The organism is Streptomyces alfalfae, assembly GCF_004127445.1.
GTDB classification, from domain to species: Bacteria; Actinomycetota; Actinomycetes; order Streptomycetales; family Streptomycetaceae; genus Streptomyces; species Streptomyces alfalfae.
In genome coordinates this window covers 144,763-169,416 of record NZ_QEXM01000013.1, presented here as the reverse complement: position 1 = coordinate 169,416, position 24,654 = coordinate 144,763, and the positions used below count along the sequence as shown (strand labels likewise).

Genomic DNA, 24,654 nt, shown 5'->3' with positions numbered 1-24,654 from the left:
CTAGTACTGCAACGGTGCTTGCCGTGACTGGTGGCCAGGTTGGTCGTTGGTGTGGTTATGGGTGGGGACCTTGCTGATGTCAGGTTGTGGGCGGGCGAACTGGAAGCTGTGCATGGGCGGTTCGTGCACCGTTTCAGCAGGTCGGAGCCGCGGGAGTCCGCACTGGCTTATATGCGGGGCCTGATCGCTCCGCTGCAGCGGAAAAACGGCTGGACGCTGGCGGAAGAAGCCGGCCACGCAGGCCCGGACCGCATCCACCGGATGCTGAACCGGATCGATTGGGACGCTGACGAGGTGCTCGACGATGTGCGTCAGTACGTGGTCGACAACCTCGGCGACCCCGGCGCCGTCCTGGTCGTGGACGACACGGGCTTCCTGAAGAAGGGCACGCAGTCGGCAGGGGTGCAGCGGCAGTACTCCGGAACCGCCGGGCGAACGGAGAACTGCCAGGTCGGCGTCTTCCTCGCCTATGCCACCGACCGCGGGCGGACGCTGATCGACCGGCGTCTGTATCTGCCCACCTCCTGGACCGACGACCGCGAAAGATGCCACGGGGCCGGCATCGGCGACGAGGTCGCCTTCGAGACCAAGGTGGCCATGGCCAAGGCGATGGTCCGCCGCGCGATCGCGGACAAGATCCCGTTTCGGTGGGTGACCGCGGATGCCGCCTACGGGTTCAGCAAAGGTTGGCGCTCCGAGCTGGAGCGGGCGGACGTCTTCCACGTCATGGCGACCACCCGGCACGACACCGTGGTCACCCGCTGGGCCATCGACCATCCCGTCCACGACCTGTTCAACGGCCTTGCCCGGCAGAAATGGAAACGTCGTTCCTGCGGCAACGGGGCTCACGGCCTGCGAATCTATGACTGGGCACGCGTCGAGGTGCGACCGTGGCACCGGCCCGACCGCCGCCACTGGGTGATCGCCCGCCGCAGCATCGCCCGACCGCAGGAGATCTCCTACTACATCGCCTACTGCCCCGCCGGAACCACGCTGGATGACCTGATCCGCATCGCGGGCAGCCGGTGGGCCATCGAGGAGTGCTTCCAGAGCGCCAAGCAGGAATGCGGACTGGATGACTACCAAGTCCGCCGCTATCCCGGGTGGCACCGCCACATCACCCTCGCCATGGCCGCCCGTGCCTGCCTGACCGTCCTGCGAGCCCGAGAGCTGGACGCAGGGAAAGCAGAAACGGATCCTCCCAGCTCATCCACCTCAGCCTCGCCGAGGTACGACGGCTGATCACCCGCCTCACCAACCGCCGGCCCACACCCGTCGAGCACATCCTGCACTGGTCGACCTGGCGCCGACGACGACAGCACCAGGCCCGCACCAGTCACTACAAACAACGCGGACACATCCCCTGACCTGGCCACCAGTCACGGCAAGCACCGTTGCAGTACTAGGGCGTTTCGTTTGGATCAGTCGGTCGTTGGTCCGGGTGTGCCGTTCACTGATGCGCAGTGGGCGCGGATCGAGCCGTTGCTCCCGGACCGGACGCCGAGGCGGGGTGGCCGCTGGCGTGACCATCGTGAGGTGATCGACGCGCTCGCCTTCAAGTTCCAGACCGGTACCCAGTGGGTGCATCTGCCGGAGAAGTACGGCAACTGGCGCGGCGTCTACAACCGACTGCGGATGTGGGCCGTCGACGGCACGTGGGAGCGGGTGTTCACCGCCCTGGTGGCTCAGGCCGACGCGGACGAAGACGTCAGCTGGGCCGTCTCCGTCGACTCCACCATCGTGCGCGCTCACCAGCACGCGGCCGGGGCCCGCAAAAAGGGGCCCCGGCCGGCGAGCCGGAAGACCACGCCATCGGCCGGTCCCGCGGCGGACTGACCACGAAGATCCACCTCGCGGCCGACGGCCGGTGCCGGCCGCTGGCGTTCGTCCTCACCGCCGGTCAGGCCGGAGACGCACCCGCCTTCACCGACGTCATGGCCCGCCTGCGCGTTCCCCGCCGACGAGGACGGCCCCGCACCAGGCCGGACCTGGTCCTGGCCGACAAGGCGTACTCCTCCCGCGCGATCCGCGACCACCTGCGCCGACGCGGCATCCGCGCGGTGATCCCAGAACGGGCCGACCAGCAGGCCAACCGGCGCCAGCGCGGACAGACGGGCGGCAGACCACCGGCCTTCGACCGTGAAGCGTACAAACAGCGCAACACCGTCGAGCGGTGCATCAACCGCCTGAAGCAGTGGCGCGGCATCGCCACCCGCTACGAGAAAACCGCGACCGTCTACCTCGCCGGACTTCACATCGCGGGCATCTTCCTCTGGTCCGCCCGCTGATCCAAACGAAACCGCCTAGTCGCGCGCCTGCAGCCCACCTTCGATGAGACAGATCAGCGTGACCGTCATCGGCCTTGCCCGGCCCGCGCCCAGCTTGGGAACGCCGAGCTCCCGGATAAGGCGGCCCGCCCGTTCTCGACGTCGCGGGGGGACGGCCTTGCCGAGCGCGAGCACGGCCAGGACGTCACTGGACGTCCCGCGTCCCACGTGCGTGTCCTCGCTATACAGCGCGCTTCGGAACAACCGGACGGAGTGGGCGGCCCTGCTCTTCCCGCATTTGAAGCGGTCTCCCGATGGCACAACCGTGACTCTGGTTTCAAGAGGGCGGTTCAGGTCGTTGTGATCAGATGTGGTCACTGTCTGCGGAACGGTCTCCTTCGCACACTTCTCCCGCATAGGCTCCTCAAGCGGACGGGTTGTTCCATATCCCCTGTCCGGTGTTTTAGCTGCTCAAGGGATGTTTCCTGTCAGGCTGGACGGCCATGTGCAACAGCCGGTGCGAGGGGAGCGCCCTACCGAACTGGAGGGGGAAATCCACATGCCTGACGTCGATCTCGGACTTGCGACCGACTGGGACGAGGGCGAGACCCACGGCCGCGTCAAGCTGGTGCCGAACCGGGCCTACCCCGGCTCACCGAAGAAGGACGTGGCGATCACCTCGCCGCACAGCGTCGAGATCGAGCTGAACTCGGACTTCTCCAGCTCGCAGGAAGCGGACAAGGTCTACTTCACCACGCACTACGGCAGCACGAAGAAGGTCATCGCCGTGCTCGATTCCAACGGCAACCTGAGCATCGCCGGGAAGCTCCTCACGGACCAGAAGAACCTGCAGTTCTAGTTTTCGTTCCGACGGCGCGCAACGGCCGGGCAGCACGGCGGTGATGCCGTGCAGTCCGGCCTGCTCGCGCTTGAGGGGTACGGCTTCAAGGAGCCGGCCCCGCCGACCCCCGTGCACGGGGGTCGGCGGACACGACGGAGTCACTCAGTTGAGAGCGGTCCGCTGGCTGCGCAGACCGAACGGGTTGGTCTCCATCCGCTCCAGGATGACCAGGTCTCGGACTGTCCGATCAGCGTGTACCGGCCGTGCGAGGCGGGCCTGCTGCCCGGCCCGTGCGTCCCCATCCCCTCCAGGCGGGCGCGGTGCTGCACCACGAACGCCTCCAGGCGCTCGATGTACCCCTCGCGTTTCTCGGCGACGTGCCGCGCTCAGAGCGACGTCCAGGAAGTCACCGCCGTCCGCGTTCTACGGCCGCCAGGATGTCCTTCGCCTCCAGCGGCGGCACCGAGACCGGGGCCGGGACGGGATCTTTTACCGGAGTCTCCTGCGGGGTGGGGGAGGCGGGTTGCTGGAGGTGGACGAGCAGCATGGCGCTGGAGGCGGCGCGCCCGTGCTGCATCCGGGCGCTGGTATCGGCGACGCGCAGAGGTAGAGGGCGACGTCGCGGACGCCGGTGAAGCAACCGTCCTTGAAACGCCCGCCAGAACTGTCCGGGGCGGCTCTCGGAGCTCCAGGTGCAATCCCCGGCCACCACCCCGGCGTCCGAGGGACAGCGGGTGCAGGGGCCCAGTGTCTTAACGCCGTGGTACTCATCTCCCATGAACCAGTTCCGCGACTTCAACCTCAAGCTGCTCGTCATCGAGGAGCTCATGTACTGCCCCGAGCCGCTCCTCCCGGTCTACGACCTGCCCGCTCGGCTGGCCGAACAGGGGATCGGCGACCCCGCGTCCCATGTCCTGGAGAACAGCTTCCACACCGAGGTGCTGCCCGAGTCCCGGGCCCATTTCGAGGCCCTGGAGATCCCGGCGGAGCTGCTCGCCGACGTCGAAAAACTGTGCTTCGACGCCGGGGCGGAAGTCTTCCGGCACTGCGCTCCCGCCTGGGACGGCGAGGACGACCTGTTCGACGTTCGCTCGCTCGACGACCTCGCCCTGCTGCCCAACCTACAGGAGGTCACCTTCGTAGAGGACGGCGTTCTGGCCGTGCCGAACGCGGCCAAGATCTTCGCCGCGCGCGGCATCGACACCGAATGAGCCCTGTCACTTCGGCAGCGCTGAATGAATCTCGAAGCCCAGCCCAGCCCCGCTACTCCGCGGGAGCCTGACTTCGTCATGCTGCTGAAGATCGGTGCCTGGACACGAATGTGCAGAACCTGGTGGATCTGCGGGGCCCCGCCACGGCCTTGAAGTGAGCCGCGTGGCCGGACGCGCGTCGTGCGGTCGGGAAGGGCGCTATGCCATGCCTGTTACGACCACCGCGTCCCGATCGCGGACAACTGCTCCATCCGCTCTGGGGACAGTGTCGCGGTTCGGCTGCGCTGGTTCCCGATCCAGTCCCCAGTGGCCCGCTGCGTGGTCGAGGACCGCTGGCGGCTGCGGCGGGCCGCCGAACGCTTCCAGGTCTCACCCACCACGGCCAAGCGCTACCGGCAGTTCGGCGAAGCCGGGATGTCCGACCGTTCCTCCCGCCCGCCCACAAGCCCGCGCCGGACACCGACCCGCACCGAACGCCGGATCATCAAGGTCCGGGTCCTGCGCAGATGGGGACCGGCCCGCATCGCACACCTGCTCGGCCTGGTGCCCTCCACCGTTCACCGAGTACTGACCCGCTACCGGCCGGCCCGCTACGAACGCGAACGGCCCGGCGAACTCGTGCATGTGGACATCAAGAAACTCGGCAACATCCCCCGACGGCGGCGGACACAAAGCCCTGAGCCGCCAGGCGGGCCGCAAGACCCGCAACAACGCCGGCTACAGCTACATCCACACCGCCGTCGAGGACCACTCCCGCCGCGCCTACAGCGAGATCCACACCGACGAGAAGGAGAAGAGGGACACAGCGACCGGCTTCTGGCAGCGGGCCCACGCCTACTTCACCGACGCGGGCATCACCATCGAACGCGTCCTGACGGACAACGGCAGCTGCCATCGCTCCCGCACCTGGCGCGATGTCCTGGCAGCGGCCGGGATCACTCACAAGCGGACCCGGCCCTACCGGCCCCAGACCAACGGCAGGGTCGAACGCCTCAACCGCGCCCTGCTCGACGAATCGGCCTACACCCGCCCCTACCAGTCAGAGCAGGAACGACGCGACGCCTTCCCGCACTGGCTGCACACCTACAATCACCACCGTGGAGACATCCCGCTCGCAGGCAAACCACCCGCCAGTCGCGTCCCCAACCTCACAGGGCAATACAGCTAGCCCGCGCGGTCCTTGAGGAAGACGCCCACCCGGTACCCCTGGTTGACCAGACGCAGCGTCGCTCTTACCAATGGTGCTCCCGCTGCTGACCGTTGTGGCTTATTGTATTCGAACGAATACCTAGCGTGCTTGCCCGTGTGAATCAGGGGCAGTCCTTGAAGCGTTCCGAAGTCACATGGAAGGACGCTTGGTTACATGGCTCACCGCAAGGTGTATCTCGCCGTCGGCCGGACCCGCACCCGGATCTACCGCTTCGACCCCATCGACGGTGACACCCGTGTCGTCGAGAACGTGCGGCCCTACGAGGCCGGCTACACCGCCATGGGGGCGCAGTACCGCGGCGACGACACCGAGCCCCTGCTGCTGGCGGTGAGTCGCAACAAGCTCATCACCATCGACGTGGCGGCCGGCACTCTGAAGGAACACGTCATCGACGGGCTGCCCGACGGGCCCTGGTTCGACGGCGACATGGATCCCGACGGCAAGACTCTTTTCGCCGTCAGCAACCCCGGCACACCCAGCTACGCCATCGACGTGGCAGTCGGCAAGGCCACCCCCCGCAACGCACCGGGAGGCGGCCGGTGGGACGACTTCGCCTACCACCCCACGAACGGGCGACTGTACTCAGTGGAGGGCGACAACGGCGACCTGCTGCTCATCGACCCGAGCCGCCAGCCCATGAAGACCGTCCTCAAGCAGGGTGTCTTCCCGCCCGCGCAAGCCAGCACCGCGGCAGGCTCCCGCAAGGCATACTCGGCCACCTTCTTCGACCAGGACGGCAACTTCTACGCCGTCGACTCCGCCGGCAACGTCAACCACCTCGACCTGACCACGGAGACGATCCCCGACCACTCGCAGCGCATCGGACGGGGCAGGGTGCCCGTCGGCAACTTGGAGATCATGAACGGCGCCGGGAGCATCACCCCTCTGCCCGTCCCGCCCAGTTACGACGAGATCACCGTGACGAAGAAGTTCAACCGGACATGGGAGAACAGCGAGCCCCGGGGCCGGGTTTACAGCTTCGACCTCACGCTCACCGCCATTGGCAAGGACAGCGGCACGGCGGAGGACGTCAGGAAGTTCCGCATCTCCTTCGACCTGCCGACGGTCAAGGCCGCGAAAGCCGAAGCATCCGGCGTGGAGGTCATCGCCCAGGATGGCAAGGCATACCTGGACTCGGTGGGCGACCAGTTCCTCGCTGCCGGCACGTCCCGGCCCATCACCGTGCTGATCATCGTGCCGGGCGACCCGGCTCGCTTGCCCCAGGAATACCCCCTCGACGGCCTCAGGGCCACCCGTCTGCCCAGCCACTGACACGACACCAGAGACACCTCCCCACAAGGCGCGCACCCACTGCGCAGGGCGGCGCCTCACTCGCGCGCAGCCGCCCCCTCGCAGTGGCCGGCGGCCACCGAAGCGGCGTCAACACCACCGGATCCGTAAGCGCGGACACCAGATCACCCACGGGCTGCCGAGCGCATCGCGTCGCAGCCGGTGCAAGCTGCCCCACCATGTGCCCGAGCCGCCATCTGTGCCCGCACCTGCGTCACACCGCCCGGACGGAGTGCGCCGCCCCAGTACACCCACACCGGTATGTCAACCCCGAACACCCGCCTCTCCAGTCCAGCCCCAGCTCAGCGCGCTGTGTGTATGGGTGCCGCGCCGAGCCGCGGCACCCATACACACAGCGGCACACATACACACAAAGGAGGCCCCACTGATGAGCCTGACCGCCGCCCAGACGCCCGCCGGACAACCGGAATACGGCGATGCACAGTACCCCTTCCACATCACCAAAGAAGAAGAACGGCAGCTGCGTATCAGGGGTGCCGAGGCCGCCCCGTCCCTCGTGATCGGGCAGGCCACGTCCTTCGACGAGTACGCCCGCCAGCTGATGATCCCCCCGGCCGTCATGGACCTCGCGCGCAAGGCCGAGGACCTGCGCCTGTCGGCGTGGGAGATCGAGGCGATGCGCAAACACCTCGCCCCCGCCACCGCACCCGGCGAGAAGGTGGGACTGCTGCGCCAGATCATGGTGGAGAAGTACAACCACGACAAGACTCACCCGCCGTACATCCGCGTCGCCTGCACCGGCCGGGGCGACTACGACCACCTGGCCGCCGAACACGGGCACCTCCACCCCGACGACCACCCCAAGGGCGACATCGGCTCACCCGTAGTCCTGGAGATCTGGCCCGCCCAGCACTACTCGCCCATCCACTCCCACGGCCACACCACCGGCATCGTCTTCTGCCTCGCCGGCCAGCTCGACGTCATGGTCTACGAGCACCTCGACTGGGACGCACGCAAACTCGGCCTGCTGACCCTCACCCCCGGCCAGTGCGCCTGGCTGTCCAGGGACAACTACGCCGTGCACCGGGTGTACTGCCCGATGGACGGTGGCGGCGGCACCACCGGCCCCGGCTACATGAACGCCTCCGCCGACTTCGGCGCCAGCTTCCACGTCTACCTCAACCCGGAGCAGACCGCCGTCGAGGACCAGGACGGTGACAGCTACAGCCGTGACACCTTCAACTACATCGACGAGGAGTCCAAGGAGCAGCGCCCCTTCGCCACCGAGTCCGACCTCTCTTGGGCCATCCTGCGCCGGGTCCTGGCCAACACCCCACTGACCTGAGTCCAGCGAGGACGCCACCCCCCTCTGGCGCGGCTTCGCGGACGGAGAGGGTTCGGGACTGTAAACCGTTCGGTGTAACTCCCGATCATGGAGGATGCATCGACGGCCAGTGAGAACGTGGCCGAGCGGGATGCTGCCGAGTCCGCGGCGGTTGGGTCGGCGAAGACCGTGGATGACCAGCTGATCGACGAGCTGGTGAGCCGGGCCCGGGCCGAGGAAGTGCAGCTGAGCGGCGAGGGCGGTCTGTTGCAGCAGCTGACCAAGTTACTGCTGGAGTCCGCCCTGGAGGGCGAGATCACCGACCACTTCGGCTATGACAAGCACGATCCGGCGGGCAGGAATGACGGCAACTCCCGCAAGGGCACACGTTCCAAGACCGTGCTGACCGATGTCGGCCCGGTGGAGATCGTCGTGCCCCACGACCGCGACGGCTCCTTCGAGCCGAAGATCGTCAAGAAGCGGCAGAAGGGCCTGACAGGCGTCGAGGAGATAGTCATCTCGCTGGCCGCGAAGGGCCTGACCGCCGGCGAGGTGCAGGCCCACCGTTCGGTGATATATCCGGCGCGCTCGACTTCGCCTCCCTCACCGAAAAGATCATGAGAGGCGATGCGTAGGGGGCATCCACGGCGAAGGTCGGATACTGGTGCGAATCGGTACGGAAGCGGTGTGCGGCGCAGCGGCGGCAGCGGGTGCCGCCCCTGCCGTCCCAGCCGCGTCACCCGCGCGTCGAGGTCGGAGCACACCGCTCTCGGCTCCACCTCGAACACGCCGATGAGCGCGCACCGGTCGCTAGCAGTGGCGGCGAAGTGGTGGAGGCCGGTGTGCGTTCACCGCCACCCAAGTACGTGGCGAGTTCGTCTTCGGCGATTCCGCAACTTGAGGCGCCGAAGCAAGCCGTGACGGGAAAGCGACCGCGCAGGCGTGGGACCGGCTGCACCTGCGGCTGACCCCTCGGGCGGCTTGGCTGTCGGTCTTCTGCGGGACGGTGTAGTGGATTCCCCGTCGCAGGTACCCGAGGACGGGGCTGTTGCTGTGGCCTTGTCGGCCGCGAGGATGTCCGGTGCGTAATCACCCCGGGCCGTGTCTAGGCACTCGAATCTTCTACGGGACCAACTTGCAGCGGGTTGCCGGCCGCCCGCCTGCCTCGGAGTGACGATCAAGGACGGTGGACTGCGGTGGCCGTCCGGGCTCAGGTAGTCGCTCGTTTCCCTGCGGCGAGGTCTGCGGTCGCGGGATGCTGGTGCGGCGAGGCTCGTGGAGGCGGCGGTCAAGAGCCGTCTGCCTGGCGGCCGCCCAGCCCCTGCGGCAACGGGTTTCGCGCCGCAGAGCGATGGTGGTGGCTGTCGGCAGTCACCACCATCTGCACGTCACCTCCCCGATTCCCTTCCTGCCGTGTCCATTCGGGGGGTGTTCCGCGCGAGACACGCAGAGCGCCCTACGACCGGTGTGGACGACCAGGGCGCGAGGCAGCCGTCGCGGCGTGGCGGTGGCCGTTGCAGGCCGCAGGCCACGAAATGCGTACGATGATTCGTGCATTGGTTGACGCGTGTGCTTCCGGGGCAGCACCCTGACAGGTGCCGCGGGACCAGGAGGAGACGGCCATGGTGGATACGGCGAGCCCAGCAATGTGCATGCCCCTGGCTCATTCCGCTGCCCCCTGGACGTCCAAGGCCGCCGGCACGACGCCAGGGGAGCAAACGCGCAGGATCCTGTACGGCGAACTCGACATCGACTCCGTCACCCGCCTCCAGCCCGACCTCTTCCACGTCCTCCTGCACTCCGCAGCAGGCCTCGACCTGGACCTAGGCGCCGTCACCTTCAGCGACTGCTCCGGAGTCAACCTCCTGCTGCGCCTGCACCGGCAGGCCACACAGCAGGGCAAGACTCTCGTCATCAGCGCGATGAGCCCGGCGATGGAACGTATCCTCGACCTGACCGGCACCCGCATCCTGCTGGCTTCGCAGACGGCTGTGCCTCGTTCGGGCCGGCGTCCACCTGACCAGCCCTGGTCAGGTGAGGACCTCTCTCGACGGGCATAGCGAACACCTTGCTCCTGCACCGTCTCGCCCTGCGCTGGCGGGGTTGTACTGCTAGGGGGCGGGCTGGCCGTACTACCCGCCCGGGGGTTTGTGCACCGGGGAGGGGTGCCCGCCTTCCTTGGGATTGTGCTCGCAGCCACAGGAAGGAACAGGATCGAGGCCGCTCTGCACAAGGTCTCGTGCTGGTGGCGAAGCGTTCCGACGCGCCGAAGTCGTCCGGCGTCTCACCCGCCCGCACCTGGCAGCCCAGATCGCCAGCGACGTTCCGTGGCTTCCGGCACCCAGCCCGATACCGCACGTGCCCGCGACCTGGGACCTCGACCATCGCGCTCCACGACCACGGCGCCCGCATCAACAAGCTCTCTGAGGCCGAAGTCCACGCCCCCGAACACGCTCTGGTCGCGCCTTCCGCCGGCCCGACGAGGGGCCAGGAGATCCCCGCTCCGTCAACTCCAGGAGGCGGCGGCCCGGTGTGGCCGTGCAGGTGTACTCGTGCAGGAGCGGCATGTCGTTTCCCGGCTAGTCGGTGATCTTCACGTAGAAGGGGTCGCCGTCAAGAAAGCGATTCCGTGTGTACATCTTGTTGATCCGTTTCCCGCCTGCACCGTTGTCCCTGCCATCGATGAGGCGGACGGAGAAGCCGTTGTCGCCCTTGGTGGACCCTCCCTTGTGGAGGCGCAGGGGTACTCATCGCTTTCCAGGCCGCTGCCGGTGTAGTTGCCCCAGACCTTCTTGCACTCGCTGATGGACTTGGCCCGGTTCTCGTCCTGCTTGTCTTTGTCGACCAGTCGGTGCAGGGGCTTCTTCTCGCCGGGCACACTCTTGCCGACGAAGGAAGGGAAGGTCCATTCAGGGCGCTTTTGGGCGTCATAGATCTGCAGGGCGCTCTCCTTGACTTCGGGATCCTTCCTGCTCATCGTCAGATGGAAGCGGGCCTCGGGTGAAGGCGGCGCCTTTGTGTTTGCCCGCTATCTGCCCGGCGTAGTCGAAGCGCGCGTTGGAGCGGTAGGCGCCGACTCCGTCGGGATAGGGGGTGGCGTGGGGGAGTCCACGCTCAGATCCATCGTGATCAGAGCGTCCACGCGCTGATCGTCTTTCGGGTCGAAGGCGCCCTTGTCGGGTGAGGTGTAGGTGAGCGTCCATTGTGGATCGCGGTCCCACACGCCCTGCAGTTCGTCCCGGCTGGTGGTCTGCGGTGTCTTCACCTTCGCGTCGGGGCCGCTGGTTCCGGCGTTGATGGTGTGCGAGTAGTGCTGGCCGACGCGCCACTTGGTGGCATCCTCAGACGGGATGGGGTGCACGCAAATGGAGCTGGACCGCAGGGGCGCTGAGCTGCTGTTCCAGGTGCTGACGGAGCGTGAGGAGAAGAACAGCGTCGCCATCGCCTCGAACGAAAGTTTCAGCGGCTGGACCAAAACGTTCACCGGCCCCCGGCTCTGCGCGGCCATCGTCGACCGGCTCACCTTCGGCGGCAACCTCATCCAAACCGGCGCCGAATCCTACCGCCTGGTGCCCTCACCCAGGCCCGGGCCGCCTCACGGGCAGCTACCGCAGGCTGACGTCATACGTGGCCCTTCTTGAACAGGTGCGGCCATCATCACGGCACCGAGGAAGGGATCCGGCCTCGGAGGCGAACCATGCCCACTTGGCCTGAACTCCCTGCTCTGGACGGCACAGATCGGCTGGGGAATTGCTTGGCCCGTGCTCGACGGAGAGATCATCATGTGGGAATGTCTGAGAACCGATCCACTGTGGCACCGACTGTGGTGCGGCTCGCCCAGTACACGAAGGCGGACCAGGAGGAGATCCTCGGCAACAGCGATGATCCCTTCGGTGTCGCCTGGACCGGTCTGACCTGGATGCCGAAAGAAAACCACTTCGGCATCCGGCACCACGGCCGCCTCGTGGCACATGCCGGCCTGCTGCGACTGCCTGTTGCGATCGGTGACGCCGAGACAGAGGTGGTGGGCGTCGGCGGGGTGGCCGTCTCACCCGGCATGCAAGGTCAGGGCCTCGCTCGCCTTGTCGTCACAGCTGCCCTGGAGCATGCCCGAACGATGGGTCCTCAACACGCACTCCTCTTCTGCCGGCCTCCCCTCGTGTCGCTCTACCAGCGCCTCGGATGGCACCCGCTCGATAAGGACGTACTCGTCGAACAACCCGGAGGCCGCCTCGTGACCATGCCGCTGCGGACCATGGTGACGCCCCTGTGCGACGATGCCCGGTGGTCATCAGGGCCGGTACGGCTGTTCTCACTCCCCATGTGACGGGCCCCTTCAGCAAGAGCCGCGCAGCGCGGCGACACAGGGCTCGCCCATCTCGCGCCGGTGTCAGTTCTCACCAACATTCTCCGGCTCTGCGATCGACAAGCGCTGCCCAGACTCGGGTTCTGGCTCGCCTTCCGTGACGTGGTCACGATTACTGACCAGTGGGTTCTTCGAGTGCCTGGAAGATCCGTTGCACTTCCTGATGCCACTGGTCGGCGTCGGTACTGTCCACCCACCCCGTCGCCATTTCTGATCCGGCCTGACGTACCCGGTCCAGTGCGAGCCTGGCCGACGCGCGGAGTGCCGCCGGTAGTTTGGGAAGCGGTTCCCTCGGGTCGTCCTTTGGATCCATCGCGATGGGGTTGTCCGGGATGGTGCTGGCGACGAGGGCACCAGCAGCAACGGCCTCGGTGCCGTCTCCGCCACCGACGCGTGCTCCTGAGCTGGTGACTCGTTGGAATGCCTGCTCAAGCACGTCGATGACCAGTTGGTGGGTGAGTTCCTCAAGTTCATCGACGAAGTCTGCGGCGAGGTCGCTGTCGACCGGGCCGGTTCCCCACGTTCCCATGCATGGCTCCTGGTATGGCTGTCTCGGATGGAGGCGGGATTCCAGGCGCCTCTGACATAGGTCATGGGGCGAGGAGGACTCGCTTGCAGTGCGAAGCCGGCACGTCCGAACATCTGGCGCTTGAGCATCTTGATCCGGTTGACGTGTCCTTCGACGACTCCGGAGTTCCAGGGCAAGGTGAGTCCGGCGATGACGGCGTCGCGGTCTCGGTCGATGCCTTCCGCGAGAGTGTGGAGGCTGGGCAGGTCGTCCTGGCGGACGGCGTCGAGCCATTGCGGGAGTCGTTCGCCCTGGCACTCGGTGAGCATCCGGGCGAAGGACCGGACGTGATCGATCAGGGCGTCGAGTTCGGGGCAGTCGGCCAGGACGGCCTTGAGCTGGAGCTGTCCGATCTCGGTGAGGGATTCCGGGCGGCTGAGGATCCACCCGGTCACCACGCCGGGTGCCGGCGGCTGTGCGGTGACCGGAGAGGTGCGCTTCTTCCTGATGTAGGCGCTGACAATGCCGTAACTGCCCCGGTAGCCGAGCGGAGTGATCTCCTCCCACAGTTTCCAGGCGTTGGCGCAGCCCTCGTCCCAGCGCTCGTCCAGGTAGGGCTTGTACTCGTCCAGGGCGGAGGTCCGGTTGTGCTGCCACTGCCCGCGGAAGAGGTCTTCCGGCCTGGCCGTGTCGGCGAGGCTCTTGACGGTGCGATGGGTGATGTGGAGCCGACGCCCGATGGAGCGGTGGCTGTGGCCGGCTTCCAGCAGGGCGTGGACGGTGGCGTGTCCGGCCCGGATGCGTTTGGCGAACGGGCCTTGACCCCTGACCTTGGACACACGAGACACTGGAGCCTGGGTTCTGAGAACGGACATCTCGTGGTCATGAAGAACTGTCCGCCGCAGTTCCAGGCGGACGCGGTCGCGCTGTACCAGTCGCGGCCGGAGGCGACGATCCGGCAGGTTGCCGCCGATCTGGGAATCAACCCCGAGACCTTGCGCAACTGGGTCCGGGCGGCTGGCGTGAGCCGGCTGCGGGGACGCCGGGCGGAGGTGCCCACCGAGCCGCCGACGCCGTTGGAGGCGGAGAACGCCGCTCTGCGCATGAAGGTCCGTGAGCTGGAGGAAGAACGCGAGATCCTGCGCAAGGCGACCGAGTATCTCGCCGGGGAGACACGCTGGTGAACCGCTTCCAGTTCGTCGCCGACCACCAGCGCCGCTACGGCGTGAAGCGGCTGTGCGCCGTCCTGGGCATCGCTCGTTCCAGCTTCTACTGCTGGCGTCGGACCGCGGAGGACCGGGCCGCCCGCCAGGCCGCCGACATCCGTCTCGCCACCCGGATACGGGCCGTGCACCACGAATCGAGTGGCACCTACGGCGTCCCCAGGATCACCGCCGAACTCCGAGAGAGGGGCGAGCGCATCAACCACAAGCGGATCGTCCGGGTGATGCGGAGCATCGGCCTGGCAAGGCGTGCGGCTGCGGCGCAGGCACCGCACCACGACCGCGGACCCGGCCGCAGCGAAGGCCCCGGACCTGATCGGCCGCGCTTCACCGCAAGTGAGCCGAACACGAAGTACGTAGGCGATATCGCCTATCTCCCGCTGGAGCGCGGCAGGTTCCTCTACCTGGCCACCGTGATCGACCTCGCCTCGCGCCGTCTGACCGACTGGGCGATCGCGGATCACATGCGCACCGATCTCGTCACCGACGCCCTGGCCGCCGCCGAACGCACCCGCGGCAGCCTCACCGGGGCGGTCATGCACACCGACCACGGGGCCCAGTACACCAGCCGGGCCTTCGCCGCTGCCTGACGTCAGGTCGGCATCCGCCAGTCGATGAGCGCGGTCGGCTCCAGTGCGGACAACGCACTCGCCGAGTCCTTCAACGCGACCTTCACACGCGAGACGCTCCAGGGCCGCAAGCACTGGTCCAGCGAGCGCGATGCCCCCCTCGAAGCCTTCGGCTGGCTGCACCGCTACAACACCCGACGCCGTCACTCCTGCCTCGGACAACGCAGTCCTATCGCCCACGAAGCAGCGCCCCGGACAACACCAACTACGCTGACCCCAGCCGCATAACCCGCGTCCAAGACCCGGGTCAAGGCCCTTCGCCGTGTTGTGAAGTCCTACACGCAATACGGCCGGTTACCCCGGGGCCGGTTCGAGCTGCCGGGCGAGGCGGTGGAGTTCGTCGCCCGGCAGGTACGGGTGCCCGCGTCCGAGCTGGACGGGTATGAGTGGAGCGGGCTGATGCACGCCAACACCAAGCTCCTCCAGGACATCCTCGCCGAGAAGAAATGGCAGAAGAAGCTCACCGACGCCGACCGGCGGCCCTGCCCTCGCTGTTCTGGACGCACGTGAATCCGTACGGCCGGTTCGAACTGAACATAAATTCCCACTTGGACCTCGTCGCCGCCGTGGCGGCTTCGGCGTCCGGCCCGCGCAGTGGCGAGCCGGCCACAGCCCCGGCCCGACGAGCAGCCGGACGGCGCCGAAGCGGGTTCCTGGGCCGGTACCTGTTCAACATCACTGCCAGCGGTCCGGACCAGGGCCTGCGGCCCTTCCGTGATCCGGACGCGCCCGAGGACGGTGACGAGGAGGAGTGGCCCCGGTCAGCCCCGTAGCGAAGACGGCTGCCCCCCCGAGTGCGTAGGGCGGGCCGCGGGCGAAGAGGATGAGCGGGTGAGGGAAACGTGGCTGGGAGCGAGCCGGTCAGGGAGTTCGTCCCTCTGGGACGTGGGGGGAGCGCGGTGTCACCGCGTCCTGTTCCGTGAGGTGCCTGTCCATGGTGGTGTTCAGGTCGGCCATGAACGCTTCGACCTGTTCCAGGAACCGGGGCGGGTAGTGCGACATCGCGCCGTCGAGGCGGTGGGCGAGCGGGCCGAAGAACTCGTCCGCCCGTTCCTGGATGTGCCCGCCGCTGCGCAGTGTGACGATGCGCCGGTCGGAGTGCTCGCGGGCTCGCGTGATGTGCCCGGCCGCTTCGAGGCGGTTCAGCAGCGCGGTGGTGGCGCCCGTGGACAGGGAGATCCGCTCGCTCAGCCGCGCCGGCGACAGCGGGGCACCGCGCTCCTCGGCGGCGGCGATCTCCAGGACCGCGGTCGCGTCCGTGGAGTGCAGGCCCAGCCAGGCGGCGAAGCGCCGACTGAGCTCGGCGTAGTGGCCGCCGTAGATCCTCAGCGACTCCATCAGCCGCTCCCGCTGCTCCGCGACACCGTCGCGCACTGCTTCCTCCACGCCTTCGCCCTTCTCTCCTGTCACGCGGTCCGCGCTGCCACTCCGCTTTGACAACCTACCGCCACCACTTTACCTTCATGGTGGAATTGCTTCACCATGGAGGTACCTGGAATGCGTGATCCGTCCCCCACCCCCGAGGAGACAACCGAGCCCTACCGGTGGCGGTGGCTGATCCTGACGGTGATGATCGTCGCGGAGATCATGGATCTCCTGGACGCCTCGATCGTCAACGTCGCCGGACCGGACCTGGAGAAATCCCTCGGTGCCGACTCGGTCGGACTGCAGTGGGTGATCGGCGGCTACGCCCTCACCCTGGGCGCCGGGCTCGTCCTCGGTGGCCGCCTCGGCGACCGCTACGGCCGGCGCCGGATGTTCCTGATCGGACTCGCCACCTTCACCGCGGCCTCCCTGCTGTGCGCGATCGCGCCGAACATCGAGTCGCTGATCGCCTTCCGCCTGCTGCAGGGCACTGCCGGAGCGATGCTGCTGCCCCAGGGCCTGGGCCTGCTGCGGGAGAACTTCTCCGGCCCCGAGCTCACCAAGGTCTTCGCGATCTTCGGCCCCGTCCTCGGCCTGGGCGGCATCATCGGCCCGGTCTTGGGCGGTTTCCTCATCGAGGGCGACTTCTTCGGTCTGGGCTGGCGGTCGGTGTTCCTGGTCAACCTGCCCATCGGCATCGCGGCGCTGGTCGTCGCCGCGGAGTTCGTGCCCAGGAAGGCGGGCGACCGCACGGTTCGGGTGGACATGGCCGGCGCCGCTCTGATCGTGGCGTCCTGCGCCCTGCTGGTGCTGCCGCTCAATCAGGGGCAGGAAGAGGGCTGGCCACTGTGGACATGGCTGTCCATGGCCGCCTCGGTGATCGGTCTCGCTCTCTTCGCCCTCCAGCAGCGCCGCACGGCCGCCGCAGGCCGCGAGCCGCTGGTGACCCCGGGCCTGCTGCGCAAGCCCGCCTTCACCGTCGGCCTCGGCGGCATCACCCTGTTCTTCGGCGGGCTCATCGGCACCCAGCTCGTGCTGACCCTGTTCCTCCAGATCGGCCAGCACTTCACCGCCGGTGACGCGGGGCTGGGCAATCTGCCCCTCGCCGTGGGAACCGCGATCGGCGGCGCCATCAGCGGCGCGTTCCTCGCCGACAAGATAGGCCGCAAGGTGCTCCAGATCGGACCACTGGTCCAGCTGGCCGGCGCGGCCGTGCTGTGGTTCGAGCTCCACGGCCTCAACGAAGCCTCGTTCTCGATCTGGGACATCGTCCCCGGCACGACGGTGGCGGGCATCGGCGCCGGCATGGTGATCGCCGCCCTGTTCAGCTTCATCCTGGCCGCGGTCGACGACGACGAGATCGGATCCGCCTCCGGCGTCCTGTCGGCGGTCCAGGCGGTCGGCGGCTCCATCGGCGTCGCGGTCTTCGGCTCGGTGTTCTTCGCCCAGGCCAAGACCGGTGACTTCAGCGGCGGCTTCCACCACGCGCTGATCGTCCAGGCGTGCCTGCTGGGGGCCTTCTTCGCAATCACCTTCCTGCTGCCCAAGAAGAGCCGCCCCGAAGAAGAGCAGCACGGCGTCACCCCCGAGACGACCGCCGACGGCTCCGGCGCCAAGCAGCACCTCGCCATCTGAGCCCCGGCCGGGGACGCGCACGACAAGGGAGCCCGGGGCCAACGTCCTACGCAACCGCGAAAGCCTGGGCCGACACCGGCTACCGCACCAGAGCCATCGAACACGGCGCCCGCCTCGGCATCGACGTGGAAGTCGTCCAACGCGAACCCGGAACCAAAGGCTTCAAGGTGATCCCGCGACGCTGGGTGGTCGAGCGGACCTTCGGCTGGCTCATGCGCCATCGCCGCCTCGCCCGTGACTACGAAACCCACCCTCATCGATCCGAAGCCATGATCCACGTCGCCATGATCGACCTCATAAGCAGACGCCTCACCCGAGAATCCACCCCGAACTGGCGCGACACCTGGACCTCGAACCAAACAACCCTGCCGGGACAAAACGCTCTTTTAGGGCGCGGGAGCGGCGTTCGATGCTGGGCAGCTCCTTGAGCGAGATGGAACGGGCGGCGGCGAGCGCTGCCAGGGGGGGCCGGCGTAGTTCTCGGCGGAGATGCGGCGGAGCTGCACGGTGAGCGGGCTGAAACCTCGCCGTGGTCGCGCAACAGCGTTCCCCTCCGAGGTCCTTGGCGATGCCCGCGGCCTCGTCGGTCAGCTGCCGCATCCCATCCTTGTCGCCCCGCCGCGCCACGGTGTAGGTGGCGGATTGGATGAGCAGTCCACGCGCGGCGGCGCCAGCTCGCCCAGTGTCGCGCAGGTCGGGGTGGTCGGCGGCGGACAGTGCGATCGACAGGGCCTCGTCACGCCATCCCGCTCCTCGTGCGAGGACGGCGAGTTGGCGGGCGGACTCGGCGACCGCGAGGATGTCGCCGCCGGCCTCGGCCAACTGGCGGGCAGGGTCGACGGCCGTCCAGCCGAGCTGCTGCTCGTCCATCTTGATGAGCATGCGGGTGGCCAGCAGGTAGCTCTTGGCCAGGAGCTGGCAGTTTTGGGTTTCGCCGCGGCTGCCGGAAAGCGCGTGTCCGGAGCGGATTAGCCGGGGCAGCCGGACGGCGAGGGAGGCATAACGGCAGGCGTCGAGGTCGGCGAGCGTATGGGCGAAGTCCGCATCGGCGTCACGGCCGATGACGGGTCGGGGGCGTTGCCGAGGCCGAGCATCGCATCCCGGATGCGGGCGACGAGCAGCTCGCCGGGAAGAGCCTCCTCCGCCGCCATGGCGGTCTTGTTTCCCAGGAGTGATGAGCCAGCGGCGGCCGTCGGCAGGCACGACGGCCCCCGCGGTGTGCGCCATGGCGATGCTGTTCATCTGACGTCGCACACGCCGAGAGGCCGGGCCCGCCAGGGACCCGGCCTCTCAGAAGGTGCCACTCCTACCAGTAGGTGCGGGTGACCGCGTCAGGCAGCCGCCCCTGCCGCTCCTTCTCCATGAAGAGCACCGCCGCGATCTTCAGGAAAGCGGTCCGGACTCCCGGGTCCGGGTCGGGGTTCTGCACATTCCCGACCCTCTTGTCGAGCAGCGTGTCACCGAGAGGATCTCCCGCCGCCGTACAAGGACGAGCGATCACCCCTTCCGGGTCGATCAGGATGTTCCCGGTGATCCCCTCCACGGTCGTCCACGCGTAGACGCCCGCTCCGGTGTCCAGGGAAGCGATCATTTTGCAGCTGAAGGATGCTGTCATCACCGGAACCCTATCCCGTCGGCCGCGGGCGCGTTCTCGTCCCAGACATGGCCCGCGTCCAGGGTCGCCTTGTGAGCCCGGCGGTAGTTCTGATCGCCGTGCTCCCGCATCCAGCTGGACTCGTACAACTCGTGGGCCAGCAGGTCGAAGTCGCTGGGGTGCGGGTTTCCGTCCTGGAGCCGTTCCCAGGCCCTGGCGATATAGGGGTTGGAGTGGAACCGCTGCACGCCGTCGTCGAGTTGGTGCGTCTCGATGAACAGGTGCCGGTAGATCTGGTTGATGTCGGCGGCAGAGTAGCCGTGCGACGCGGCGGACTGGGCTACCCGGTCGAGCCGGGCGTCGGCGCGGATCGCGTCGTAGGCGTGGTCCGCCCACTCCATCCAGAAGTCTGTCTCGCTGTGGGGCCTGCGGAAGGACGTGCCGCCGGACTGGAGATCCGGCTCCGTGGCGACGGCGGTCCGCCGCCACCCCGTGAGGCCGCCGACACCGGAGAGGACGAGCTGCTGGACGAGTTCGTCGGCGGTGTCGGAGTACAGGTCGGCGAGGGCGTCGCAGCCCTGCTGGCGGAGCATGTTCTCGGCGCGGTAGAGCCGGTACGCGGGACGGACGGGCAGGTACTTGTCGACGAACCCGCCCGCGCCGCCGTTCTCGCCGGTGGCGGCGTCTTTCATGTCCTTGAGGAACACGAACGGCGACTTGGCGACGTCGACGAAGGCGTCCTTGAAGATGCCCGCGGCCTCGCCGACGCTGTCGACCCGGTCGTTGTCGGGGTCGTCCGGGGACAGACCGCTGGGGTCGGTGAGGGCGCTCGGCACGTTGTCGGCGTAGGCGTACGCGGAGACGTACGGCGCCGTCAGATCCCGGGCGGCCGGGTCGGGTCGGGTGAAGCGCCCTGTGGTGGTGTCGTACTGGCGGGCGTGCAGGTCGAGGTTGCCGGTGGTGGGTTCGTGCCGGGCACCGGTGTACCCCGGGGTGCTCGCGGGCGCGCCGCCGGTGGCGGTGGCGAGGACACGGGTGCCGAACGAGTCATAGGACCAGCGCTGGTGCAGGGTGCCGGTGCCGGACGTGACGTCGACCGGGGAGCCCTGGGTGTCGTGGTGGTAGAAGAAGAGCGCCCCGGTGCCGTTCTTGGTGGCGATGGGCTGGCCTATGGGGTCGTAGCGGTAGGACTGCTGGATCTTCCAGTCGCTGTCGTACTCCGTGGCCAGGAGCGGCAGCGGCGCGTTCGGGTCCCACTGGGTGCGGGAGGTGACCACGGCGCCCTTGCGGGTGGTGACCTGGTTGCCGCTCGCGTCGTGGTCGTAGCTGTACGCGGTGCCGCCGACGGTAGCGGCGGAGATCTGTCCGGCCAGGTCGTAGGTGTAGGTGTCGGCGCCCGCCTTGGTGCGGTTGCCCTCGGCGTCGTGCTCGTAGCCGGTGGTCGTGGTGCCGGTGGTGGTGGAGGTGAGCTGGTCGGCGTCGTCGTAGGCGTAGCCGGTGGAGGCCCCGCCGAGGGTGGAGGTCAGCCGGTTGCCGACCTTGTCGTAGGTGTAGGTGGTGGCGCGGGCGGCGGGGCATCCGGCCGCCCAGGGCTGGGGCGCGCAGCCGGAGGCGAGCCGTCCGGCCGCGTCGTAGGTGAGGTCGTAGCCGCCGGTGCCGATACCGGCCCGGGTGACGTCGACGCGCTCGGGCAGGCCCGCGTCGGACAGCGTCAGGGAGGTCTTGGTGACGGTGGTGTCTGACTTGGCGGAGGTGACGGCGGTCAGGCGTCCGGCCCGGTCGTAGCTGCGGCTCTCGGTCTGGGTGTTCGGCAGCGCCGACTTGGCCAGCCGGTTCGCCGGGTCCCAGGTGTACGTGGTGGTCTTGCCGTCGGCGGCCAGGGTCTCGGTGCGGCCGTCGTCGTCGTACGTGTACGTGAGGGTGTTGCCGTCGGAGTACTTGCGGGTGAGCAGCTGCCCGGCGTCGTCGTAGGTGTAGCCGAAGCCGCGGGTCTTGGTGAGACGGCCGACGGGGTCGTAGCCGAAGTCCTCGGACATCTTGGCGTTCGTGCGGGCGGTGAGCTGCCCGGCGTCGTCGTAACCGAAGGTCGCGTCGGGGGTGCCGTCCGAGTAGTCGGTCTTGGTGAGCAGGCCGCGCGGGTCGTAGCTGTAGGCGGTGGTGCCGCGCGGGGTGGTCCTCTCGGCGACGTGCCCCTCCGCGTCGTAGGCGTAGGACGTCTTCCGCTTCAGCGGGTCGGTGACCGAGGTGCGGCGGTGCGCCGCGTCGTAGCCGTAGGCGGTGACGTGACCGTTCGCGTCGGTGCGCTCGGTGAGGTTGCCGAGCTTGTCGTAGCCGTAGCCGGTGATCGCGCCGCCGGGGGCGGTGACCTTGGTGAGCTGGTCCAGGTCGTCGTAGCCGTAGGCGGTGGTGCGGCCGTCGGCGTCCTTGCGCTCGACGACCTTGTTGAGGGCGTCGTACGCGGTGGTGGTGACGCCGCCGAGAGGGTCGGTGACCTTGGTGGGGTTGCCCGCCTCGTCGTAACCGTAGGTGGTCGTGTACTGGTCGGGGTCGGCGCCGGTGGCGTTGCCGCGCGGGTCGACCGATGTGGCGCGGCGGCCGTCGCCGTCGTAGGTCCAGGTCGACTTGTGACCGAGCGGCGAGGTGCGGCCGGTCAGGTTGCCGTCGAGGTCGTAGGCGTAGGTCGTGGTCCTGCGGAGTTGGTCGGTGCTGCTGCTGAGGCGGTTGTTCTTGTCGTAGACGGCGGTGGTCGACTTGCCCGCGGCGTCCGTTGTCTTGACGACGTTGTTGTTGGCGTCGTAGCCGTAGCCGGTGGTGTGGCCCAGCGGGTCGGTGACCACGGACGGCCGGTTGATCGCGTCGTACGTCGTCTTCGTCTTCGCGCCGGTGGGGCCGGTGGTCAGCGTCAGGTTGCCGGCCGCGTCGTATTCGTATGTCGTGGTGTAGGCGGCCGGGTCGGCGCCGGAGACGTTGCCGCGCGCCGAGACACTGGTGAGAAGACGGCCCGCCTTGTCGTACGTGTAGGTGGTCTTCCCGCCCTCGGCGTCGGTGCGCGACGCGAGGCGTCCGCTGGGGTCGTAGGCGCGGGTGAGGCTCTTGCCCGCCTGGTCGGTGGTGCGGGTCAGGTTCCCGGCGTCGTCGTGGCCGAGGGTGGCGGTGTCGCCCGCCGGGTTGCGCACCGACGAGAGCTGCTCGGCGCCGTTGTACTCGTAGGCCGTCGTGCGGCCGAGCGCGTCCTTGGCCGTGCTGAGCAGGCCGCGGCCGTCGTAGGTGTACGTCGTGGTGTACGCGTCCGGGTCGGCACCGGAGACGTTGCCGCGCGGGTCGGTCCTGGTCAGGACGCGGCCCGCCTTGTCGTGCGTGAACGTCGTCTTCTCGCCGAGGGGCGTGGTGACCGACGTCCGGTTGCCCGCGGAGTCGTAGCCGTACGTGGTGACCTTGCCGCGCGGGCTGGTCACCGTCTCCAGCTGACCGAACCCGGTGTACTTGTAGAGGGTCTTGCCGCCCGTCGGGTCCGTCGCCGACGTAAGCCGGTTCGCGGTGTATCCGTAGATCGTCTTGTGGCCGCGGCCGTCGGTGTGGCTGGTGAGGTTGCCCGCGGTGTCGTAGCCCCAGCTCTCCTTGTAGCCGAGCGCGGCCGGGGAGGTGCGGGTCTCCATCCGGCCCGCGCCGTCGTACGTCATCTCGGTGGTGTTGCCGCGCTGGTCGGTGATGGCGCTGGGGCGCAGCTTGCGGTCGTAGTCGTAGGTGATGCTCTTGCCGTACGGGTCGACCGTCTTCATCAGGACGTTCGCCGCGTACACGTCGGTCCACACACCGCCGTCGGGCGCGGTGGTGTGGGACTCGCCGCTCTTGCCGTCCCAGGTGAACGTGGTGGTCTTGCCGCGCTGGTCGGTCTGCGACTTCACGCGGCCCGCGCTGTCGTAGACGTTCTTGACCTCACCGCCCGCGGGGTCGGTGTAGGATTTCAGGCGCTTGTCCGTGTCGTAGTACGCGTACGAGGACCTGCGGCCCGCCGGGTCGGTGACCGAGGTCAGCAAGCCGCCGGTGTAGCCGTACGAGACCGACGTGCCGTCAGGCAGCCTCACCTCGGACAGCAGGCCGTCGGTGCCGGGCGTGAAGGTGGTGGTGCGGCCGCCCGCGTCCTTGACGGAGGCGAGCTTGCCCGAGGCGTAGGTCAGGCTGAGGCCCTTGCCCGCCGCGCCGACAACGGAGGTCAGCAGACCGCCGCTGTCGAAGGTGCGCGCGGTGTGGTCGGGCGTGGTGACCGTGTATGTGCCGGCGCCCTCGACCAGCTTGGCCGCCGAGCCCGCGGGGGCGGTGTACGTGCCGTCGCTCGCCTGCGTGAACACGAACGACGCCCCGTCCCCCGTCCGGTACGTCGCCTTGCCCGTCGCGAGGGTGAGCCGCGCGTCGAAGGGTGTCGTCCAGCCGCGCCCGAGGAGGCCGGTGGCGGTCACGTCGGAGCGGTAGGTGCGCTCCAGCGTCAGCGGTACGCCGGGCCCCGTCAGGGAGGCGTCGGTGAGCTGCTCGTAGAACACGCCGGTCGCCGTGTTGACGGGGTCTGCGCGGTGGGCCTGGGCGTAGCAGGTGCAGATGCCCGCGGCCGCGCCCGGGATGCCGGGCGTGTAGAACGCCTCCACCAGCGGCGACTTGGTGCCGCCCGGGCTTGAGGAGCCGTCGGAGCTGTTGAGGAAGACCCAGGCGTAGTACTTCTTGCCGTCCTGAAGGATGCCGCCCAGCTGGCTGCCCGCCCACCAGAAGCACTGGTCGGTCGGGTAGGAGTTGCTCGACCACCAGTCGTAGCACCAGGCGCCGGAGTCGGGGGTGTCCCCCTGGGGGTTGTCCGTGGCCTTCTTGATCTCCTTCTGGACGATGGGCTTGCCCGCCTCGTCCATCACGTAGAGCCACAGGCCGCTGTACGTCGATCCCCGCTTCGGCAGCTTCACCTGCCCGCCGATCGACAGCATGCCGGGGTAGGCGCTCGCCCAGGCCGACACCGAGGTCGGGTTCCCGGGCGCCGCCACGAGCCGCCGGGCGGGCGCCTCGGCGGCGGGGCCGCGATCGATGCCCTGTTTGCCGCGCACCGGTTCGGGGAGGCGGTGAGGTGTGCCACCCTTGGCCGTCCGCTCGGGGGCGTTCATGTAGGCCCGCATGGGCGACACTTGGTGCCGCTTCTTCGTGAGCTGGGCGCGGCGCTCGGCCAGTGTCATGGCCTTGGGCGGGTCGGGCA

General features: G+C 68.3%; 21 protein-coding genes and 5 pseudogenes. 17 read left to right on the top strand and 9 right to left on the bottom strand.

Features of this window, described 5'->3' with window-relative positions; translation table 11 throughout:
• Window positions 1-57 precede the first annotated feature (57 nt).
• From DCW30_RS04615 to DCW30_RS04600, 3 genes are all read left to right on the top strand, one after another.
• Complete coding sequence (locus DCW30_RS04615; RefSeq protein ID WP_076688319.1) at window positions 58-1,242, top strand: IS701 family transposase; 1,185 nt, start codon at window positions 58-60, stop codon at window positions 1,240-1,242.
• A 174-nt stretch (window positions 1,243-1,416) separates the two neighbouring features.
• Window positions 1,417-2,288, top strand: a protein-coding gene (locus DCW30_RS04605) for an IS5 family transposase (protein ID WP_418346907.1) whose coding sequence is annotated in 2 segments (ribosomal slippage) — window positions 1,417-1,783 and window positions 1,783-2,288 — 873 coding nt in all. Because the reading frame shifts where the segments join, the coding sequence is not laid out codon by codon here.
• A 538-nt stretch (window positions 2,289-2,826) separates the two neighbouring features.
• On the top strand, window positions 2,827-3,126 hold the full coding sequence (locus tag DCW30_RS04600; RefSeq protein ID WP_076681865.1) for a DUF6342 family protein: 300 nt from the start codon (window positions 2,827-2,829) through the stop codon (window positions 3,124-3,126).
• A gap of 388 nt (window positions 3,127-3,514) precedes the next feature.
• Here the strand turns inward: DCW30_RS04600 and DCW30_RS36560 are convergent, their stop codons facing one another.
• Window positions 3,515-3,685 carry a hypothetical protein gene (locus DCW30_RS36560; protein WP_162933530.1) on the bottom strand — a complete coding sequence of 57 codons (171 nt, stop codon included), beginning with the start codon at window positions 3,683-3,685 and terminating at the stop codon, window positions 3,515-3,517.
• Window positions 3,686-3,884: 199 nt separating this feature from the next.
• On the opposite strand from DCW30_RS36560, the gene DCW30_RS04595 reads away from it, so the two are divergent.
• The 6 genes and pseudogenes from DCW30_RS04595 to DCW30_RS04565 all read left to right on the top strand — a co-directional run bounded on the left by DCW30_RS04595 (window position 3,885) and on the right by DCW30_RS04565 (window position 10,164).
• Window positions 3,885-4,319: a DUF6892 domain-containing protein gene (locus tag DCW30_RS04595; protein WP_076681863.1), complete on the top strand. Its 435-nt coding sequence runs from the start codon at window positions 3,885-3,887 to the stop codon at window positions 4,317-4,319.
• Window positions 4,320-4,613: 294 nt separating this feature from the next.
• Window positions 4,614-5,487: pseudogene (locus DCW30_RS04585) on the top strand (IS481 family transposase).
• Between the two features lie 195 nt (window positions 5,488-5,682).
• Window positions 5,683-6,801, top strand: a complete 1,119-nt coding sequence (locus tag DCW30_RS04580; protein ID WP_076681860.1) for a YncE family protein — start codon at window positions 5,683-5,685, stop codon at window positions 6,799-6,801.
• A gap of 406 nt (window positions 6,802-7,207) precedes the next feature.
• The gene (locus tag DCW30_RS04575; protein WP_076681857.1) at window positions 7,208-8,125 is read left to right on the top strand and encodes a cupin domain-containing protein; all 918 of its coding nucleotides are present in this window, start codon (window positions 7,208-7,210) and stop codon (window positions 8,123-8,125) included.
• 87 nt (window positions 8,126-8,212) lie between these two features.
• Window positions 8,213-8,689, top strand: a pseudogene (locus DCW30_RS04570) (transposase); the annotation flags it as partial.
• Between the two features lie 1,067 nt (window positions 8,690-9,756).
• Entirely contained in the window at window positions 9,757-10,164 is a 408-nt protein-coding gene (locus DCW30_RS04565) for an STAS domain-containing protein (protein ID WP_162933529.1), read from the top strand.
• 533 nt (window positions 10,165-10,697) lie between these two features.
• Here the strand turns inward: DCW30_RS04565 and DCW30_RS37300 are convergent.
• Complete coding sequence (locus DCW30_RS37300) at window positions 10,698-11,081, bottom strand: hypothetical protein (protein WP_076681850.1); 384 nt, start codon at window positions 11,079-11,081, stop codon at window positions 10,698-10,700.
• Between the two features lie 51 nt (window positions 11,082-11,132).
• The gene (locus DCW30_RS37295) at window positions 11,133-11,465 is read right to left on the bottom strand and encodes a hypothetical protein (protein WP_237283273.1); all 333 of its coding nucleotides are present in this window, start codon (window positions 11,463-11,465) and stop codon (window positions 11,133-11,135) included.
• Window positions 11,466-11,469: 4 nt separating this feature from the next.
• On the opposite strand from DCW30_RS37295, the pseudogene DCW30_RS04555 reads away from it, so the two are divergent.
• A pseudogene (locus tag DCW30_RS04555) lies at window positions 11,470-11,723 on the top strand (ATP-binding protein); the annotation flags it as partial.
• A gap of 171 nt (window positions 11,724-11,894) precedes the next feature.
• Window positions 11,895-12,431 (top strand): GNAT family N-acetyltransferase, encoded by a 537-nt coding sequence (locus tag DCW30_RS04550; RefSeq protein ID WP_076681847.1) that lies wholly within the window; start codon window positions 11,895-11,897, stop codon window positions 12,429-12,431.
• Between the two features lie 151 nt (window positions 12,432-12,582).
• On the opposite strand, the gene DCW30_RS04545 is transcribed toward DCW30_RS04550, so the two are convergent.
• A complete protein-coding gene (locus tag DCW30_RS04545) occupies window positions 12,583-12,999 on the bottom strand; it encodes a DUF4259 domain-containing protein (protein ID WP_076681844.1) in 417 nt (138 codons plus the stop codon).
• A gap of 164 nt (window positions 13,000-13,163) precedes the next feature.
• A pseudogene (locus DCW30_RS04540) lies at window positions 13,164-13,853 on the bottom strand (ISL3 family transposase); the annotation flags it as partial.
• A gap of 9 nt (window positions 13,854-13,862) precedes the next feature.
• On the opposite strand from DCW30_RS04540, the gene DCW30_RS37290 reads away from it, so the two are divergent.
• Genes DCW30_RS37290 through DCW30_RS36555 form a run of 4 tightly spaced genes read left to right on the top strand, consistent with a single transcriptional unit; the run spans window position 13,863 to window position 15,340 of the window.
• On the top strand, window positions 13,863-14,162 hold the full coding sequence (locus DCW30_RS37290) for a transposase (RefSeq protein ID WP_076688346.1): 300 nt from the start codon (window positions 13,863-13,865) through the stop codon (window positions 14,160-14,162).
• Window positions 14,159-14,791 (top strand): IS3 family transposase, encoded by a 633-nt coding sequence (locus DCW30_RS37285; RefSeq protein WP_079249795.1) that lies wholly within the window; start codon window positions 14,159-14,161, stop codon window positions 14,789-14,791. Before DCW30_RS37290 ends, DCW30_RS37285 begins: the two co-directional genes overlap by 4 nt.
• 24 nt (window positions 14,792-14,815) lie before the next feature.
• Window positions 14,816-15,058, top strand: a complete 243-nt coding sequence (locus tag DCW30_RS37280; protein WP_076681841.1) for an integrase core domain-containing protein — start codon at window positions 14,816-14,818, stop codon at window positions 15,056-15,058.
• 39 nt (window positions 15,059-15,097) lie between these two features.
• The gene (locus DCW30_RS36555) at window positions 15,098-15,340 is read left to right on the top strand and encodes a hypothetical protein (protein WP_076681839.1); all 243 of its coding nucleotides are present in this window, start codon (window positions 15,098-15,100) and stop codon (window positions 15,338-15,340) included.
• A 351-nt stretch (window positions 15,341-15,691) separates the two neighbouring features.
• Here DCW30_RS36555 and DCW30_RS04525 read toward each other — a convergent pair whose 3' ends face one another.
• Complete coding sequence (locus DCW30_RS04525; RefSeq protein WP_076681832.1) at window positions 15,692-16,216, bottom strand: MarR family winged helix-turn-helix transcriptional regulator; 525 nt, start codon at window positions 16,214-16,216, stop codon at window positions 15,692-15,694.
• Window positions 16,217-16,327: 111 nt separating this feature from the next.
• Here DCW30_RS04525 and DCW30_RS04520 point away from each other — a divergent pair, with 111 nt between their 5' ends.
• Entirely contained in the window at window positions 16,328-17,830 is a 1,503-nt protein-coding gene (locus DCW30_RS04520) for an MFS transporter (protein ID WP_076681829.1), read from the top strand.
• Window positions 17,831-17,889: 59 nt separating this feature from the next.
• Window positions 17,890-18,177, top strand: a pseudogene (locus tag DCW30_RS04515) (transposase); the annotation flags it as partial.
• Here the strand turns inward: DCW30_RS04515 and DCW30_RS04510 are convergent.
• From DCW30_RS04510 to DCW30_RS04500, 3 genes are all read right to left on the bottom strand, one after another.
• The gene (locus tag DCW30_RS04510; RefSeq protein WP_205576693.1) at window positions 18,140-19,072 is read right to left on the bottom strand and encodes a hypothetical protein; all 933 of its coding nucleotides are present in this window, start codon (window positions 19,070-19,072) and stop codon (window positions 18,140-18,142) included. The pseudogene DCW30_RS04515 and the gene DCW30_RS04510 overlap by 38 nt on opposite strands.
• Window positions 19,073-19,136: 64 nt before the next feature.
• A complete protein-coding gene (locus DCW30_RS04505) occupies window positions 19,137-19,445 on the bottom strand; it encodes a hypothetical protein (protein WP_123985553.1) in 309 nt (102 codons plus the stop codon).
• Window positions 19,445-24,634, bottom strand: a complete 5,190-nt coding sequence (locus DCW30_RS04500) for a DUF6531 domain-containing protein (protein ID WP_076688344.1) — start codon at window positions 24,632-24,634, stop codon at window positions 19,445-19,447. The genes DCW30_RS04505 and DCW30_RS04500 overlap by 1 nt, the downstream gene beginning before the upstream one ends.
• Window positions 24,635-24,654: the final 20 nt, after the last annotated feature.